The following is a 17293-nucleotide window of genomic DNA, read 5'->3' as shown; positions in this document are numbered from 1 at the left end:
GCCATGCGTTTGGCCCAACGCGCGATAGGCGTCGGGATCGGCGCCGGCGGGATCCAGGCGGCCGATCCGCTCCCGCAACCCCCGCCGCGTCGGGCGATCCGGCGCCGGACATCGCCGTCCAGGCGGCAAGGTCGCGGGCCAGCCGCCGGTTGAGGATCCGGGCGATGCGCAGGCCGGCGGGCCGCTCCTCCGCCAGCAGGCGGTCGAGACGGGCCAAATCCTTACCGAGATCCTCCCTGGCCTCGCGCCAGCCGCCGGCCGGACGCAACTCATCGCCGCCGATGTGAAGCACGGCATCGAAACGGTAGCGGGTCAGCTCGTTGTCGGCCCGGCCACGGCGCAGGTCGGTGTCGATCCGCCCGATCGCCGGAATGCGCCGGCGGAGCGCCGGGAAGAAGCCGGGGGCGAACAGCAGCTCGCCGTCCTCGGCGATGGCGCGGCCGACGCGGGCGCGCAGCTGGGCCGGGCTGGCCTGGGCCTCGGCCCGCCACAGCGCGACCGAGGCGTGGAACAGCGGCTGGAGATGCAGCGGCCGCAGGTCGCCCAGGAAGATACGCCCGCCCGGCCGCAGAGACCGCGCAGCGCCTTCCAGCACGCGCAGCAGATAATCACCATCCGGGAAATACTGGACGACGGAGTTGATGACCACGGTGTCGTAGCCGCCCTCCTCCACTCCGCTGAAGTCGGTCGCCTCGCGCCGCGTCAGCCGGATATGGGCCAGTTCCGGCCGCCCGGCCGCCCAGGCGCCGAGATCGGCGATAGCCTGCGCCGAAAGGTCGGTTCCATGATAGACGGCGCAACGGGGCGCCAGCGCCTGGGTCAGCAGGCCGACACCGCAGCCAATCTCCAGCAGCCGTTGCGGCTTCAGCGCCAGGATGCGCAAGACGGTGGCGTCCAGCCATTCCCGCATCTGCGGCTCGGGGATCGGGCGGTCGTCGTAGCTGTCGTTCCAGCCGGTGAAGCTCGGCCCCGCCGCCGCCTCGGCGCGGGAATAGGTGCCGTCGAACACCGTGTTCCACTGTCCGACCAGATCGCCGCTCTGTTCCTCCGGCCGGTCGCGCAGGGCGGCCTCGTCGGCCACGGCATAGGCGACGAGCCGGCGGTCCCCCGCCCCGTCGCCGCGCAGCAGGACGGCGGCGTCGGCCACGGCGGGCTGGCGGCGGATCGCCGCCTCGATCTCGCCCGGCTCGATGCGGAAACCGCGCAGCTTGATCTGCTGGTCGGCGCGGCCGAGATACTCGACCCGGCCATCCGGCCAGCAGCGCGCGAGGTCGCCGCTGCGGTAGAGGCGCCCGCCCGGATCGCCGAAGTCACCACAGAAGGGATCGGCGACGAAACGCTCGGCGGTCAGGCCGGGACGGTTCAGATAGGCCCGCGCCAGCCCCGGGCCGCCGACATGGATCTCGCCGGCCACGCCGGGCGGCACCGGTTGCAGGTGGCGGTCGAGGAAGTACCAGCGCAGGTCGCCCAGCGGCATGCCGACCGGGGCGCCGGCCTCGCTCCGGGCCTCCGCCGCGCCGGGCGCGGGCAGGTCGGCAACGCTCAGCGGGCGATGGGTGACATGGACCGTCGTCTCGGTGATGCCGTACATGTTCACCAGCCGGGGGCGGACGTCGCCGAAGCGGTCGAACCAGCAACGCAGGCTCTCCATCTCCAGCGCCTCGCCGCCGAACACCACCAGCCGCAGCGACAGCGCATCCCGCGGCGCGGCCAGCGCCACCGGCACCAGTTGGCGGAAGGCGGAGGGCGTCTGGTTCAGCACCGTCACCCGCTCGTCCCGCAGCAGGGCGAAGCAGTCGGCCGGCGACCGGCTGGTGTAATAGGGCACCACCACCAGCCGCCCGCCATGCAGCAGGGCGCCGAAGATCTCCCAGACGGAGAAGTCGAAGGCGTAGGAGTGGAACAGCGCCCAGACGTCGTCGCCGTCGAAGCGCAGGTCGGGCGGGCAGGACTCGAACAGCCGCAGCACGTTGGCATGGGTGATCGCCACGCCCTTGGGCTGGCCGGTCGACCCCGATGTGTAAATGCAGTAGGCGAGCGATCCCGCCCGGCCCAGATCAGGCGGCGGCCCCTCTGGCGCTTCGGGTTCCTCGCCGACGCAGAGCGCCCGCACGCCCTCGGCCAGCGGCAGCGCGGCGCGCAGATGCGGCTGGGGAAGACCAGCCGAATGCCGCTTTCGGCTTGCATGTAGAGCAACCGGTCGCCCGGATAGAGGGGTCGAGCGGCAGATAGGCGCCGCCCGCCTTCAGGATGCCGAGCATGCCGACGATCAGGTCGCAGGAACGGTCGGCCGCCAGCCCAACCAGCCGGTCCGGCCCGACGCCGAGCGCGCGCAGATGCCACGCCAGCCGGTCGCTGCGACGGTCCAGCTCGCCATAGCTCAGGGTCACGCCGTCACAGGTCACGGCCGGCGCGTCGGGGGTCCGGCGCGCCTGTTCGGCGATGCGGGCATGCAGACCGGGAGCGTCGGCGGGCAGCGCCAAGGGCTGGGGAGCGGCGTTGCGGGCGGGATCGTTCCAGCCGGCGACCAGCGCCGCCGTCTCCGCCGCGTCCATCAGCGGCAGGCGGGCGACCGGCCGCGCCGGGTCGGCGACGATGCCGCGCAGCAGGGTCAGCCAGTGCCGCGCCATCCGCTCGACGGTTTCAGGCTCGAACAGCTCGCGGCTGTAGGTGAAGAAGGCGCCAAGATGGCCGGTCCCGTCCACCCCGACCCGCTCGGTGGTGTGCAGGATCAGGTCGAACTGGGTGGCGTATTGCAGGTGCTCGATGGCCTCGACCCGCAGGCCGGGAAGGCGGTCGAGACCGTCCAGCCGTTGCCATTGGTGGTCGTAGGCGGCCTGGAACAGCGGATGGTGGGCAAGGTCGCGCTGGGGTTGCAGCTCTTCCACCAGCCGGTCGAAGGGCAGATCCTGGTTCGCCTGGGCATCGAGCGCAGCCTCGTTGAGCCGGCCCAGCAGCGCGGCAAAGGCCGGATCGTCCGACAGGTCGGCGCGCAGCACCGCCATGTTGACGAAGAAGCCGATCAGCCTCTCGCTGTCCATGCTGCGGCGGTTGGCCAGCGTGCAGCCGATGCGGATGTCGTCCTGGCCGGAATAGCGGTGCAGCAGCGCCGCATAGCTGGCGAGCAGCAGGGTCGGCAGCGTCACGCCCATCCGCCGGGCGAGCCCACGCAGGCCAGCGGCGAGCCCGTCGTCAATGGCGCAGTGCAGCGCGGCACCGCGCTGGCTGCCGCCGGCGGAACGCGGGCGGTCGGTCGGCAGGTCGAGCAGCGGCTGGCGGTCGCCCAGCTTGGCGGTCCAGTGCGCGAGCTGGCGCGCCTCCTCCCCCGAGTCCAGCAGTTCGCGCTGCCAGCGGGCGACGTCGGCATACTGGACGGTCAGGGCCGGCAGGCCGGGTGACCTGCCCTCGCACTGGGCGGCATAGGCTTCGCCGAACTCGTCGAGCAGGACCGTCATCGACCAGCCATCGGCGATGGCGTGATGCAGGCTGACCTGCAAGTGATGGTCATCGTCGGCGCAGGCGATCAGTTGGACCCGCATCAGCGGACCTTCGGCCAGATCGAAGGGAACGCGGACCTCCTCCTCCAGCAGACGCCGCAGGGCGGCCTCGCGGTCCGTCCCGCCGGACGGATCGGCTTCGGACAGATCGGCATGACGGAGGAGGACGCGCAGCGCGCCGGCGGGGCGGACCACCTGCACCGGCCGGCCATCCTCCTCGCGGAAGACGGTGCGCAGGCTCTCGTGCCGCCCGACCAGCAGATCAACAGCGGCCTGGACGGCCTCGCGGTTCAGGGATCCGCGCAGGCGCACGCGCCCGGAGATGGTATAGCCGCACTCCAGCGGGTTGAGCTTCCAGGTGAACCACATGCGGGCCTGGGCCGCCGACGGTCCGGCGACCCGCTCCAGCGCCCCGGTCTGCGGAGCAGCCGCCCGGATGGTCGCGGGAACGGCATCGGACAGCCGGGCGGCGAACTCCGCCAGGGTGGGATGGCGGAACAGGTCGGCGACGTCGGCGGCCAGCCCGCAGCGCTCGCCCAGACGGGCGACGACCTGCACCACCGATACCGAGTTGCCGCCAAGCGCGAAGAAATGGGCGCCGCCATCGGCAATGGCGACGTTCAGCACCTCCGCCCAAACGGCGGCGACCACGCTCTCGCGCTCCGTCAGGGCGCGGACGGCAGGATTGGCTGCCGCAACGGGCGCTCCCCGGCGCTGGACATGCAAGGCCGGCAGGTCGCCGCTCTCCAGCAGGGACCGGCAGGCGGAGCGCTGGAGCTTGCCGCTGGAGGTCTTGGGCAGGGTGCCCGGCTCCAGTAGGGCGACCAGCAGCGGCGCCTCCTGGCAGGCGTCGGCCACGGCGGCAGCGATGGCGCCGCACAGCGCCTCCGGCGTCACCAGCTTCAGCACCGTCCGGCCGATCTCGGCGGCGATGCCGATGCCCTCACGGTCATCCCCCTCGACGGCGAAGGCGGCGACCCGCCCCTTGCGGACGACCTCGACCTCCTCCTCGACGCTGCGCTCCAGATCCTGTGGATAGATGTTCTGGCCGCGCACGATCAGCATGTCCTTGAGCCGGCCGGTGACGAACAGCTCGCCATCCTTCAGGAACCCCAGATCGCCGGTGCGCAGCCAGACGGCGCCGTCGCGCTCGACGAAGCCGCGGGCCGTCGCCTCCGCATTGCGCCAATAGCCGTCGGCGATGCTCGGTCCGCCGGCCCAGATCTCGCCGACCGTCCCCTCGCCGACCTCGGCACCGCTGGCGGGATCGACCAGCCGCACGGGATGGTCGGGCTGCGGGTGGCCGCAGCCGACCAGCACCGTCGCCGCCGATCCGTCCGTAGGCGGCAGCGCCCGGTTGGCGGCCAGCGCCGGCCCGTCGAACGGCGCCAGCGTGATGCCCCGCCCGCGCCGGCCGCCGGTGACGAACAGCGTCGCCTCGGCCAGCCCGTAACAGGCGAAGAAGGAGCGGCTGTCGAAGCCGACCGGGGCGAAGCGCTCGGCGAAGCGGGCGAGCGTATCGGGCCGGATCGGCTCGGAGCCTGAAAAGGCCAGACGCCAGGACCGCAGATCGAGCCCGTCCAGCCCGCCGTCGAGGATGCGCTCGCAGCACAGACGGAAGGCGAAGTCCGGCCCGCCGCTGATGGTGCCGCCGTAACGGCCGATCGCCTCCAGCCAGCGCCGGGGGCGCTCCAGGAAATAGCGCGGCGACATCAACACGCAGGGAATGCCGCTGTGGATCGGCTGGAGCAGCCCGCCGATCAGCCCCATGTCATGGAACAGCGGCAGCCAGCTGACGATGCAGTCGTCGGCGCCGATTCCGAAGCCGTGGCGGATCAGCCTTTCGTTGGCGACGAGATTGCCGTGGCTGACCCGCACCCCCTTGGGCGCCGAGGTCGAACCGGAGGTGTATTGCAGGAAAGCGATGTCCCCGCCCGCCAGCGGCGGCATCGTCCAGCCTTCGGCGAGCCCGCCATCCACCCTGTCCACCGCCAGCAGTTCCGGCATGTGGCCGCCGGCCATGCTCCGCCCGGCGTCCCGCAGCGTGTCGAGCAGGCTGGAGTCGGTCAGGATGAACTGCGGCCGCGCGTCGGCGAGGATGCCCTGGATGCGGGCCAGATGCTGCGGCCGGATCGATTCCGGCGGATAGGCCGGCACGGCGATGACCCCGGCATAGAGGCAGCCGAAGAAGGCGGCGACATAATCCGGGCCGCTCGGCAGCAGCAGGACGGCGCGGTCGCCCAGCCCGGCCCGCTCGCGCAAGCGGACGGCAATGGCGCGGGCGCGGCGGTCCAACGCGGCATAGCTCAGCGGGTCATCCGTCCCCTCGGCGATGAAGCGCAGGGCGATGCCGTCGGGCGTCTCCGCGGCCCGTCCGAGCAGCGTGCCGACCAGCGTTTCGGCAGGGGCGCGTGCAGGCCGAACCGTCGAAAGGGAAGCGGCATCGGAACGGTTGTCCATGGGAGTCACCTGTGCAGGCAGAAGGGCACGCCCCCGGAAGGCGGGGGGCGGAATGGTCGCGGGTGAAAAAGGCCGGACTGTGCGCCGGCGGCGGTCAGTCGGCGGAGTGGGGTTCGGCCATGGCAACCACCACCTTGCGCGGCCCGCTGAAGGGCGTGCGGGCATGGGCGGCCAGCATGTTGTCGAGCATCATCACGTCGCCGGTTTCCCACGGGAACAACACCGTCTCCTCGGCCAGGACCGCGCGGATGGCGGCGAGGTCGGCCGGATCGATGGGGCCGCCGTCGGCATGATGGACGTTGCGCGGCAGATCCTCCTCGTCGAGGATGTCGAGCAGCGCCGACCGCGCCTCCTCCGGCAGGTTGGAGACGTGGAAGAGATGGGCCTGGTTGAACCACACCGCCTCGCCCGTCACCGGATGACGGGCGGTCGCCTGGCAGATCTGGCGGGTGCGCAGCTCGCCATCCTCCTTCCAGTCGCAGAGGATGCGGTGGTCGCGGCAATAGGCCTCCACCGCCGCCCGGTCTTCCGTGTTGAAGACCTTCTGCCACGGTACGTCCAGCCCGTTGCCGTAATTGCGGACATACATCAGGCCGCGCCGCTCGAAGCGCTCGCGGATGTCGGCCGGAATCTTCCGGTAGATCGCCCGGCTGTCGGCGATCGGCGTCTCGCCGCCAACCGCTGCGGCCTGGACGCAGCAGAACCAGATGCGCATCGGCCAGTCGCGGGTGTAGGCCTGCTCATTGTGCAGCGGGATGTGCTGGTCGGCCGGATATTCGGTCGAGGTGTAGACACCCGAGGTCACGTTGGTCCGCGGGGTCGAGCCGAACTCGTAGCTCAGCAGCGGATGGCCGAAGGCGGCGGCGAAGGCGCGGAATCGCTCGACGGAAGGCGCCCCCGAGGATCCCGCCGACCCCAACGCGAAGCCCCGGAACAGGATGCCGGCGCAGCGCGGCAGCCAGTCGCGCACCAGCGGCTCCAGCTCGGCGAAGGCGTCGAGCAGATCCAGCCGCGGATCGCGCGCCCGCACCAGCAACGGCAGCCCGCCGCGCGCCTGGGGAAAGTCTTCGATCGTGAAACTACGCTCGGCCATGGGACCCTCATGAAATCAGGCGGTCGCAGCGATGCCCCGGCTGCCGTCCGCCGGCCGGTCCAGCCATGCCGCCAGCCGGTCAAGGAGCGGGCGCTCGTGGGCGCGCAGGAAGAAATGGTCGCCGTCGAACATCTCCAGGGTGAAATCGCCCCGCGTCTCCGCAGACCACGCCCGCAGCCGGTCGGCGGCGATATCGTCGCGCGTGCCGCCGAACGCCCGGATCGGACAGTCGAGCGGCGGGCGCGGGCGGTAGCCGTAGCGGCCGCACAGCAGGAAGTCGGCGCGCAGGACCGGCAGGGCCATGTCCAGCAGCTCGCGGTTGCCGAACACCTCGTCGGCGGTGCCGCTGAGACGCCGCATCTCGGCGATCAGCCCGTCATCGTCCAGCGGTTCGGCCCAGCGTCCATCCTCGCGCCGGCTGGGCGCCGCGGCGGCGGAGGCGAAGAGGATCCGAGGCTCCCCCAAACCGCGCCCGCGCAGCGCATGGGCCAGCTCGAAGGCGAGCAGGCCGCCCAGGCTATGGCCGAACAGGGCGAAGGGGCCGCGCGCCTGCGGCGCCAGCTCTTCCGCCAGTTCGGCCGCCAGCGCGGTCAGGTCGGTCCTGGGCGGCTCATCCATCCGCCGGCCCCGGCCCGGCAGCTCCACCGGCACCACGTCCAGCCAGGACGGGACGAGGCGCCGCCAGCGCGCATAGATCATCGCGCTGGCGCCGGAATAGGGCAGGCAGAACAGCCTCATCGCGCGGCGGCTTCGTCCATCTGGCGGCGCAGGCTGAGCGGCCGCATGTCGGTCCACACCTGCTCGATATAGGCGAGGCAGTCGGCCTTGGGGCCGCTCTTGCCCACCTCGCGCCAGCCGGCCGGAACCGCCTTGTAGTCCGGCCAGATGGAATATTGTTCCTCGTGGTTGACCAGCACCTTGAAGGTGATGTCCTCGCGGTCGAACGCCATCGCTGTCCTCGTCGTCTGTCGGAAGTGACGGCATCGGGTCCGGCCGCTCATGCGGCCCGCGCCGGGCACCGTCCTGCCCTAATGGACGAAGCAGCGCGGGGAATCGTTAGGGGGATTTTGCGATTCCCTCGCAACAACCGCCCGACACCCCGGCGGAAGATCTGTCAGCAAACCAGTGCCACCGGCTCCCCGGAGTCCGGATGCGGGATCACCGCCATCGGCAGGCCGTAGATGGCGCCCAGCCGGGCCGGCGTCATGATCTGGTCCGGGGTGCCGCGGTCGATCAGCCGTCCGCCATGCAGGGCGACGATGTCGTCGCAGAAGCGGGCGGCCATGTTCACATCGTGCAGCACGGGGATCACCCCGATGCCGCGCTCCCGCGACAGGCGGGGGACCAAGGCCAGCACCTCGACCTGATGGGCGACGTCAAGCGCCGAGATCGGCTCGTCCAGCAACAGGCAGCCGCATCCTGGGCGATCAGCATGGCGAGCCACACCCGTTGGCGCTCGCCGCCCGACAGGCTGTCGACCAGACGCCGGGCAAAGCGCGCGGTGTCGGTCAGCTCCAGCGCCTCCTCGACCTTGTGGGCGTCCTCCGCCCTGAAGCTGCCGAGCGCGCCATGCCAAGGGTAGCGGCCGAGCGCCACCAGCTCCCGCACGAGAAGGCCGGAGGCGGGTGGCATGTGCTGCGGCAGGTAGCCGATCCGGCGGGCAAGCGCCCGCTGTTTCCAGCGCTCCAACGGCTGGCCCTCGAACAGCACCCGCCCGCCGCTGGGCGGCTGCTGGCGGGCGAGGATCTTCAGCAGGGTCGATTTGCCGGAGCCGTTGTGGCCGATCAGCGCCGTCACCCGGCGGGGAAACAGGTCGCAGGACGGCAGGTCGAGCAGGAGGCGGCCCGGCAGGGCGAAGCGCACCCCGTCGATCCGGAACATCGGCCCGGTCGAAGGATCGGCTGGAGCGGTCATGCGGAAGTCCTGCGGTCTGATGAAGCGTCCGGCGGGGTGCGCCGCCAATAGGCGACGGTCAGCAGGCGGTCGCGGTCGATGCCGCGCCCGCGCAGATGGTCGCGCAGGCTGGCGAGATCGTCGAACTCGCAGGCGACCCAGGCGAACAGGTCGGACGGGAGCGGGAGCGGCAGCGCCCGCACCGCCTCCACCAGGGGCCGCGCCGTCCCGCCGCCCCGGCGGTGCAGCCAGCGGACGGCGACACCGGCGGGGGGCCGGAGCGGCAGCTCGTCGGCCTCGTCCTCGACCTCGATCAGGGCGATGCCGCGGGCGTCAGCCGGCAGCTCCTCCAGGATTCGGGCGATGGCGGGAAGGGCAGTCTCGTCGCCGGCCAGCAGATGCCAGGGCGCCGGGCGAATACCGAGACCACAGGGGCCGGACATGCCGCAGAGGTCGCCGGGACGCGCCCGCCGGGCGAAACCGGCGCCGGGCGCGCCATCGGCACCGCCGTGATCGGGATGGAGAACGAAATCGATGTCGAGGTCGCCCGCCTCGGCGTCGATGCGGCGCAGGGTGTAATAGCGGACCGCCGGCCGGCGCTGCGGATCCGGCCAGACCGGCCGCCCGTCGGGGCCGGGACGCGGCCAGGACGGCGAGGCCTCCTTATCCGGCGGAATATAGAGGCGGACATGCAGGTTGTCCGGCGTGGCGAAGCGCCCGAGGTCGCGGCCCTGGAAGGTGACGCGGCGCAGGCGCGGCGTCAGATCCCGGACGGCCGTGACCCGGATCTCGCGGAAATCGGCGAAGAGGGGGCCGGTCTCGACATCGCCGGCCCAGACGATGGACAGATCCTCCCCCAGCAGGCCGGCAAGCTGTTCGCTGACCGAGGCGCGCAGCCGCTCCAACAGACCGCGGTCGTCCGCCTCCGCCCGCAGATGCAGGGCGTCGCCCCCCACGGTCAGGGCCAGCCGACCGAACGGGCCGCTCGCCGCCAGGGTTTCACCCTCGCGGGTGAAGGTCAGGCCATAGGGCTCGGCGGCGGCGACCAGCCGGCCGGCGGCAGCGGCGGGCTGGTCGTGGGGGATCGCGGTATCGCAGGAGAAGCGGGGCATCAGCGCCGTCCCAGCAGCCAGAGAAGGAAGGGTCCGCCGATCACCGAGGCGAGCAGCCCGGCCGGGACCTGATAGGGGAAGATCACGCCGCGCCCGAGCCAGTCGGCCAGCAGCATGACCAGCCCGCCGAGCATGGCGGAGCCGGCGAGATGGGCCGCCGCCCGCTGCAATCCGAGCATGCGGGCCAGATGCGGCCCCATCAACCCGACGAAGCTCAACGGTCCGACGATCAGCGTCGCCGCCGCGGTCAGCAGGGCCGACAGGCTGAACAGCGCGATCCGGCTCAAGGACGGGCTGACACCCAGCGCCGCAGCCACCCCGCCGCCGAGCGGCAGCAGGTCGAGCCAGCGGGCGATGAAGGGGATGGCCGCCCCGGCGAGCAGGGCCAGGGCCAGCGCCGCCAGCCCGTCGGTCCAGCCGACCATGTAGGTCGATCCCGAAAGCCAGGTCACCAGCGTCTGAAGGCGCGGATCCTGCCCGGCCATCAACACGGCGACGACGACACCGGAAATCGAACTGGTGGCGACGCCGGCCAGCAGCAACCGGTCGGGGGAGAAGCCGTCCTTGCGGCCGAGCGCCAGCATCGCCGCCAGCACCGCGACCGCCCCCGCCCCGCCGGCCGCGATCTGCGCGCCACGCTCGGGCGCGTCGGCCGAGAACATCAGCACGATCACGCCGAGGATCGCGCCGGAGGAAACGCCGAGAATCTCCGGCGCCGCCAGCGGGTTGCCGGTCATCCGTTGCAGCACGGCGCCGGCCACCGCCAGCATCGCACCGCCCGACAGGGCCGCCAGCGCCCGCGGCAGGCGCCAGGGTTCCAGCGCGGCGAAATCGGCACCGACGCTCCAGCTCCAGCCGTCCGGGCCTGGACCCAGCGCGACCGCCGCCCAAAGGAGCAGCGGCAGCAGCAGGGCGACACCGGCAAGGACAAGGCCCGGCCGGGACGCCCGCGGCGGCGGCGGTGTCGTGGTCAGAACCGGGGGGGCGGAACTGCGCAGCCGCGGCAGCAGCCACAGCAGCATCGGCACGCCCAGCACCGCGGTGACGGCCCCGGTCGGCAGCTCGCGGTAGGTGACCGGCGCCATCAGCACCAGGGCGTCGGTCGCCCACAGCAAGGCGGCTCCACACAGGGGCGCCCACAGCATCCGCTGCCCCAGCCGGCGGGCACCGGCCATGCCGACGATGGTCGGGGCGGCCAGACCGACGAAACTGACCACGCCGACGGCGGCAACGGTCAGGGCGGCAAGCATCACGGCGATTGCCAGCCCGGCGAGACGGGCGCCCGCCACCGACAGGCCCAGGCTGCGCGCCCCACCCTCCCCCAGGCCCAGCAGGGTCAGCGGGCGCAGCACCAGCAAGGCGGCGACCGCCAGCACCGCCAGCCTGGGCGTCAGGAAGGCGGCCATGCTCCAATCCTGCTGGTCGAGGAAGCCGGCCCCCCACAGGAACAGGCCGATCAGCAGATCGTGGTTGAACAGCACCATCACGCCGCTGACCGAACCGGCATAGAGACTGAGGACGAGGCCGGCAAGGATGACGGTGACCGGCGACAGCCCCTTGCGCCAGGACAGCGCCAGCAGGGCCGCCGCCGACAGCCCGGCGCCGGCCAGCGCGACCCACTCCCGCCCCAGCGCCAGCGCCTCGGGAATCCAGAGGGTGGCGACGGCGAGCGACAGGTGCGCGCCGGCGGCGATGCCAAGGGTGGCCGGCTCGGCCAGCGGATTGCGCAGAACCTGCTGGAGGATGGTGCCGGCCAGCCCCAGCGCCGCCCCGACCAGCAGGGCAACGGCGAAACGGGGAAACAGCACGTAATGGGCGGCGAGCTGGTCGAGACGCGCCGGATCGGGATCGACCAGCGCCCGCCACCACAGATCCGCCGGCAGCTGGCTGTCGAGCACCAGGAGAGAGGCCAGCCCGGCCAGCAGGAACAGGCCGGCCACCGGCCATGCCGGTCCGAAGCGGCGGGCGGACGGGGGCGGCATCGCGGTGTCAGCCATGGCTTTGCGGAAGCCTTTCGCCAAGCAGGCGGACGAAGCGCTCGGCCGTCGGGACGCCGCCATAGAACAGGATGGGCGGCAGGATGGTGACGCGGCCCTCGCGCAGGAAGGGCAGCCCGGCGAACAGCGGCAAGGCGGCCAGCGCGTCCAGCGCCCGCTGGCCTTCGCTGCCGATGTTGACCAGCCCGGCGTCGGGGCGCCCGGTCAGCCGGTCCATGGTCACGGTGGCATGGCCGTAGGGACCGCTGGGACCGGTCCAGGCGTTTTCGATTCCCAGCCGGTCGAGGAGATCCTGATACAGGCTGTTGCGCCCGTGGATGAGGACGCGGCGCCCGTCGAGGACGCTGAGAATATAGAGTGGTCGCAAGGCCACGCCGGACAGCCGCGCCCGCGCCTCGTCCAGCGCCCGGTCGAGCCGGGCGAGCGCCAGCTCCGCCGCCGCCGGCACCCCCAGCTCGCCGGCCAGCCGACGCAGGGAGGCGACGGCGAAGGCGAGCTGACCGCGTCTTCCCTCTCCCTGCCCTTCCCCGGTTCCCGTATCGAAGGATTGATAGAGGGTCAGCGGTGCGATCCGCTCCAGCCGGCCGCGCACCGCCGACAGCATGCCGTCGCTGACGAAGCGCGCCGGGGCCAGCCGGTCGAGCAGTTCCAGATTCGGTTCCGCCCGGGCGCCGATGTCCGGAACGTCCGAAGGGACCGCCGGCTCGATCACGGAGCGGCGGTAGCGGTCGATCTCCGGCACGCCATACGGGACGATGCCCAACGACAACAGGGCCTGCGCGCTGGTCCAATCGAGCGCGCAGACCCCACCTGTCTCCCCACCTGTCACTCCGGCCAGCGCCGTCCGCGTGCCGCCGGCCAGGAGGCCGAACGGCAGCGCGGAGGCGATGCGGAGGAACCGGCGCCGGTCGAGGGCGCCGGCCATGTCGGGCATCGGCCGCAACGGTCGCGCCTTACCAGCTGTACTTCAGCGTCGCCAGGACCTGGCGGCGGTTGCCGTACAGCACGGTGTTGTCATAGAAGCCCGCCGAGTAATATTTCTTGTCGGTCAGGTTGCTGACATTGAGCGCGACGCTGGCGCCCTGCAGTTCGGACCGCAGCGCCCCCAGATCGTAGCGGACCGCGGCGTCGACCAGCGTGTAGGAGGGAATCGTCTCGGTGTTGGCCGTATTCTTGGCCGTACCGACATAGCGCGCGCCGGCACCGAGGCCGAGGCCGGTGAGCGGACCCGACTTGACGGTGTAGTCGCCCCAGGCGGACGCCATGTGGCGCGGGATGCCCTTCGGACGCAGCCCGACCGAGCTGGTGGTGGAACCGACGGCGGGGTTGTCCTTGGTGATCTCGGCATCGACGAAGGCGTAGGAGGCGATCAGGCTGAACTCCTCCGTCAGCTCCATCTTGCCTTCGAGTTCGATGCCGCGGCTGCGGATCTCGCCGTCCTGAACGGAGAAGCCGCTGTAGGTCGGATCGTTGGTCACCACATTCTGCTGGGTGATGTGGTAGAGCGAGGCCGAGATGAAGCTGTTCCAGCCATTCGGCTGATACTTCACGCCCACCTCGTACTGGGTGCCGGTGGTCGGCTTGAAGGTGCCGCCGCCACGCTCCGGCGCATAGGTGCCGGTGGTCGGCTGGAACGAGGTCGCATAGCTGGCATAGGGCGCGATGCCGTTGTCGAAGACATAGCCCAGACCGACACGGCCGGTGAAATGATGGTCGCGCGCGGTCTGCGAGCTGCTGGACAGGTTGTCCGTCTCCTTGTCGGTCACCCAGTCCTGGCGGCCGCTGAGGGTCAGGATCCAATTGTCGTAGCGCAGCTGGTCCTGCAGGTAGGCGCCGATCTGGCTCAGGTTGCTCTTGCCGTCGACCCAGGGGTTGCCATAGAGGAAGTCGGTCCCGGGATAGCTCGGGTTGAGGACGTCGATCACCAGCTCGTTCAGCGAGTTGCGCCGCGTCTCCCGACCGATGTAATAGCCATAGTCGACGCCGGCCAGGATGGTGTGCGACACGGCACCGGTCTGCAGCTTGCCCTGGACGTTGCTGTCGAGCAGATAGGTCTCGGTGGTCTTCGGACGGTCCTGCACCCCGACCGGATAATAGCGGCCGTCCACCAGCTCCACCGGCCAGGCGGTGCTGAAGGCGCTGACGAAGTTGACCTTCGAATGCATGTAGCGGGCATTCTGGTGGAAGGTCCAGTTCGGGCTGATCTCATGCTCCAGCTCATAGCCGACGCTGGTGTTCTGCACCTTCCAATCGGAATAGCCGGGAATGCCGAAGAACAGATCGGTGCCGATCTGGCCCATCGCATCGCGGGGAATGCTCTGTTCCGCCCCGCTCATCTTCAGCTTCTGATAGCTGCCGAGCAGGGTCATCTTGGTCTTGTCGGTCGGCTTGAAGGTCACGGCCGGCGCGATGTAGAGGCGGTCGTCGGGCGCATGGTCGACCTGGGTGTCGGACATGCGGCCGAGGCCGGTCAGGCGGTACAGAACCTTGCCGTCGCCATCCACCGGCCCGCCGAAATCGAAGGCGGCCTGACGGCGGTCGAAGCTGCCGGTCTGCAGCTCGATCTCGTGCAACGGCTTGTCGGTCGGCCGCTTGGTGGTCAGATTGACCACGCCGCCGGGCGAAGTCTGGCCGAACAGGACCGACGACGGGCCCTTCACGACATCGACGCGCTCCAGCCCGTAGGGTTCGAAATTGGTGTCGTAGTTGTTGAAGCCCGCCCGCAGGCCGTCACGGTAGATGCCGAACAGGTTGAAGTCGCGGAAGCCGCGCATCGAGAAATCCGGGGCGCCGGGGCCGCCGGGATAATCGACCACCGCAATGCCGGGCGAATAAGCAACGGCGCCGGCAAAGTCCTGCACCGCGCGCTGGTCCAGCTCCTTGCGGGTGACGACGGAAATCGTCTGGGGGATTTCGACCAGCGGCGTCTCGACCTTGGTGCCGACCGCGCTGCGGGTCGCGACATTGCCTTCGGTGCCGCCGACGACGCCCTGCACGGAAATCGGCCCGAGCACCATGCTGTTGCCGCCGGTGGCCTGGGTGCCGCCGGTGGCTTGAGTGCCGCCGGTGGCTTGAGTACCGCCGGTCTGGCCGCCGGTCGTCGCCTGTTGCGCCAGACCGGCCGGCTGGTTCGCCATCAGCGCCAGACCGGCCATCGTCGTCGCCAGCAGGAAGCCCCTCAGACGCCCGCGCTTGCCCGACACCACACGACCGGCCGTCCCAACCTCGATCTCCATCTCCACTCCCCCACACTGAAGCTCTGTCCGACGGGGTTCCGCTTCCGGCGAAATCCGTCTCCCGGCTCTAAGACGAAGGGGGTAGGCGGAAATTAAGGGGATTCTTTCATATGTACGAATTTTTCGTGCGCGCCCGTGTCGCATGACGGCGCCGACAGGCCGGGACAGCGGTCGAAGAAGTCCCGGCGGTCGAGCAGCATCAGGGCGGCGCGCTTGTGCGGAAAATCGAAATCCCGCTCGCGCAGGAAACCCAGGGACTGCATGTGGCCGATCATGCGGGCGTTGTCGGCCCTCGGTTCCGACACCACGCGGCCGGTGCGGGCGTCGGACAGGAACAGCCAATGGACCAGCGCCGAAAGCCACGAGCGGACTTTGTGCGGTCCGCGGTGATGCTCCTCGCCCACCAGCATATGGATGCCGCGGTCGTGATCGCCCGGCGTGCAGAAGGGGGCGATGCGGTCCTCCTTCGCCCAATAGGCCTCGAAATAGGCGAAGGGTTCGTCGTCGAAGCAGCCGATCAGCGTCTGGACATGCGGGTCCTCCGCCAGCCCCTCCAGATAGGCGCGATGTTTGAGGAGGTCGCCGCCCTCCTGCCAGAACTCCAGCACCCGCGGGCTGTTCTGCCAGCGGTTGAAGCGCTCCAGATCGGTGTCGATGTCGAGACTGCGCAGCGAAATCCACTGCCCGAGCGCCGGATCGAACCGGCGGTACAGCTCGCCGACCGGCTTGGGCGGCCGATGGAGACCGCTTCCGTCACCGCGCGCGAGGACCGGAAAGCCGCCGGTGCCGGGGCTGCGCAGCCAAGGTGCGGGCAACTGCCAGAAGGCGTCGCGACGGCACAGCGCGCCGCCCACCCCATCGGCGAGCAGCAGGCCGGACCGCAACGCCGCCTGATCGGGCGCGATGCCACGCCAGACCAGGAGACGGCCCACCGGATCGCTGGCCAAATCGCTGCCGAACAGCGCGCAGGCCACAGTCCAGGCGGCCTCCGCCGACAGGGGAAGGGGGCGGTCCCCCACGGGACCATCAGGATGAAGGGCGATGCCGCCCTCAACCGGCTCGCACAGGACGGACAGCAGCGGAACGCCGTCCATGGCAAGGCGCAGGCGGCCGGGCCGGACCTCGGCGGTCAGCCGGCGGCCGTCGGGCAAAGGCAGGATACGGGATGACATCATGATGGCGCTTTCCTGTTGCTGGCATCCGCTGCCGCTTCCTCAGCGGAGGAGAGCGAGCAGCCGGTCGCGGGTCGCCCCGAAGCACAGATAGACGGCGGCGCTGGTGTGGACCGATACCCCGTCCAGATCGGGCGGAATGCGGTCGTCCATGTCCAGCAACTCGACCGCCGCCCCGCGGGCGGCGAAGCTCCGCCGGGCGGCGGCGGCGTTGGCGAAGGGGACGACGGCATCGCGGCCGGCGCCGCACAGGACCATCGGCGCGCGCGGCGTCCAGTCCAGCAGGTCGTTGCGGGAGAGAGCCTGCCGGAACGGGGCGCGCGGATCGTCGAAGGCCCGTGTGAAGCCGTCCTGACGCAGCCGCCCGATCTCGGCGCCCGGCGGCAGCGCTCCTTGCCGAAGCAGATCGAAGATGTCGCGGGAACCGGGCATCAGCCCCTCGACGGTGGCGTCGAAGGGCGGCCGGAACACCTCGGCGGGCGAGGCGTAGATGTCGCCGTAAACGCGCTGCATCGCCACGACGGTGTAGGCGAACAGCGCGGTCGCCAGACCGTTCGGTCCCGCCGGTCCGGTTCCCGACCAGCCGTCGACGAAGGTCCGCTCCAGCGCATAGGGGCCGGACATTGGCGCCGTCCCCGCCAGGGCGAACTCGGCGGCGTGGTCGCGCTCGATGGTGCGCTGTGCCGCCATGGCGGCATGGCCGCCCTGGGAATAGCCGGCCAGCAGCACCTTCCCCGACAGAGGGGTTCCCACCTCCGCCGCCGCGCCGCGTGCGGCACGCAGCGCATCGACGATGGCGGACGCCTCGCTCTCGGCATGCAGTACGGATGAAC

13 protein-coding genes are annotated in these 17293 nt (G+C 71.0%); all 13 read right to left on the bottom strand.

What is annotated here, in order from left to right:
* The coding region (locus I71_RS40645; RefSeq protein ID WP_148294319.1) for an amino acid adenylation domain-containing protein at window positions 1–2113 on the bottom strand (2113 nt) is incomplete at its 3' end.
* Window positions 2058–5957 (bottom strand): condensation domain-containing protein, encoded by a 3900-nt coding sequence (locus tag I71_RS21610; RefSeq protein WP_049976233.1) that lies wholly within the window; start codon window positions 5955–5957, stop codon window positions 2058–2060. The genes I71_RS40645 and I71_RS21610, both read right to left, overlap by 56 nt.
* Window positions 5958–6051: 94 nt before the next feature.
* Window positions 6052–7050, bottom strand: a complete 999-nt coding sequence (locus I71_RS21605; RefSeq protein WP_042697975.1) for a TauD/TfdA family dioxygenase — start codon at window positions 7048–7050, stop codon at window positions 6052–6054.
* 15 nt (window positions 7051–7065) lie between these two features.
* A complete protein-coding gene (locus I71_RS21600; protein ID WP_042697972.1) occupies window positions 7066–7788 on the bottom strand; it encodes a thioesterase II family protein in 723 nt (240 codons plus the stop codon).
* A complete protein-coding gene (locus I71_RS21595) occupies window positions 7785–8000 on the bottom strand; it encodes an MbtH family protein (RefSeq protein WP_042697971.1) in 216 nt (71 codons plus the stop codon). Before I71_RS21595 ends, I71_RS21600 begins: the two co-directional genes overlap by 4 nt.
* 164 nt (window positions 8001–8164) lie before the next feature.
* Window positions 8165–8407 carry a hypothetical protein gene (locus I71_RS40020; protein WP_244433975.1) on the bottom strand — a complete coding sequence of 81 codons (243 nt, stop codon included), beginning with the start codon at window positions 8405–8407 and terminating at the stop codon, window positions 8165–8167.
* Window positions 8359–8964 (bottom strand): ATP-binding cassette domain-containing protein, encoded by a 606-nt coding sequence (locus I71_RS21590; protein WP_244433974.1) that lies wholly within the window; start codon window positions 8962–8964, stop codon window positions 8359–8361. Before I71_RS21590 ends, I71_RS40020 begins: the two co-directional genes overlap by 49 nt.
* Window positions 8961–10055, bottom strand: coding sequence for a siderophore-interacting protein (locus I71_RS21585; protein WP_042697968.1), 1095 nt, complete (start codon window positions 10053–10055; stop codon window positions 8961–8963). The genes I71_RS21590 and I71_RS21585 overlap by 4 nt, the downstream gene beginning before the upstream one ends.
* Window positions 10055–12052, bottom strand: a complete 1998-nt coding sequence (gene fhuB / locus I71_RS21580) for a Fe(3+)-hydroxamate ABC transporter permease FhuB (protein WP_083897301.1) — start codon at window positions 12050–12052, stop codon at window positions 10055–10057. The genes I71_RS21585 and fhuB overlap by 1 nt, the downstream gene beginning before the upstream one ends.
* A complete protein-coding gene (locus tag I71_RS21575; RefSeq protein ID WP_049976232.1) occupies window positions 12045–12986 on the bottom strand; it encodes an ABC transporter substrate-binding protein in 942 nt (313 codons plus the stop codon). The genes fhuB and I71_RS21575 overlap by 8 nt, the downstream gene beginning before the upstream one ends.
* A 19-nt stretch (window positions 12987–13005) precedes the next feature.
* Window positions 13006–15288, bottom strand: a complete 2283-nt coding sequence (locus I71_RS21570; protein WP_042697965.1) for a TonB-dependent siderophore receptor — start codon at window positions 15286–15288, stop codon at window positions 13006–13008.
* Window positions 15289–15380: 92 nt separating this feature from the next.
* Entirely contained in the window at window positions 15381–16463 is a 1083-nt protein-coding gene (locus I71_RS21565; protein ID WP_042697962.1) for a GNAT family N-acetyltransferase, read from the bottom strand.
* A gap of 39 nt (window positions 16464–16502) precedes the next feature.
* The coding region (locus I71_RS38435) for a lipase family protein (protein WP_199902223.1) at window positions 16503–17293 on the bottom strand (791 nt) is incomplete at its 5' end.

Source organism: Azospirillum sp. B506 (genome assembly GCF_000333595.1).
Classification (GTDB): Bacteria; Pseudomonadota; Alphaproteobacteria; order Azospirillales; family Azospirillaceae; genus Azospirillum.
Note: the sequence above shows the minus strand (reverse complement) of the source record. Positions and strands in the feature narration are given on the sequence as shown.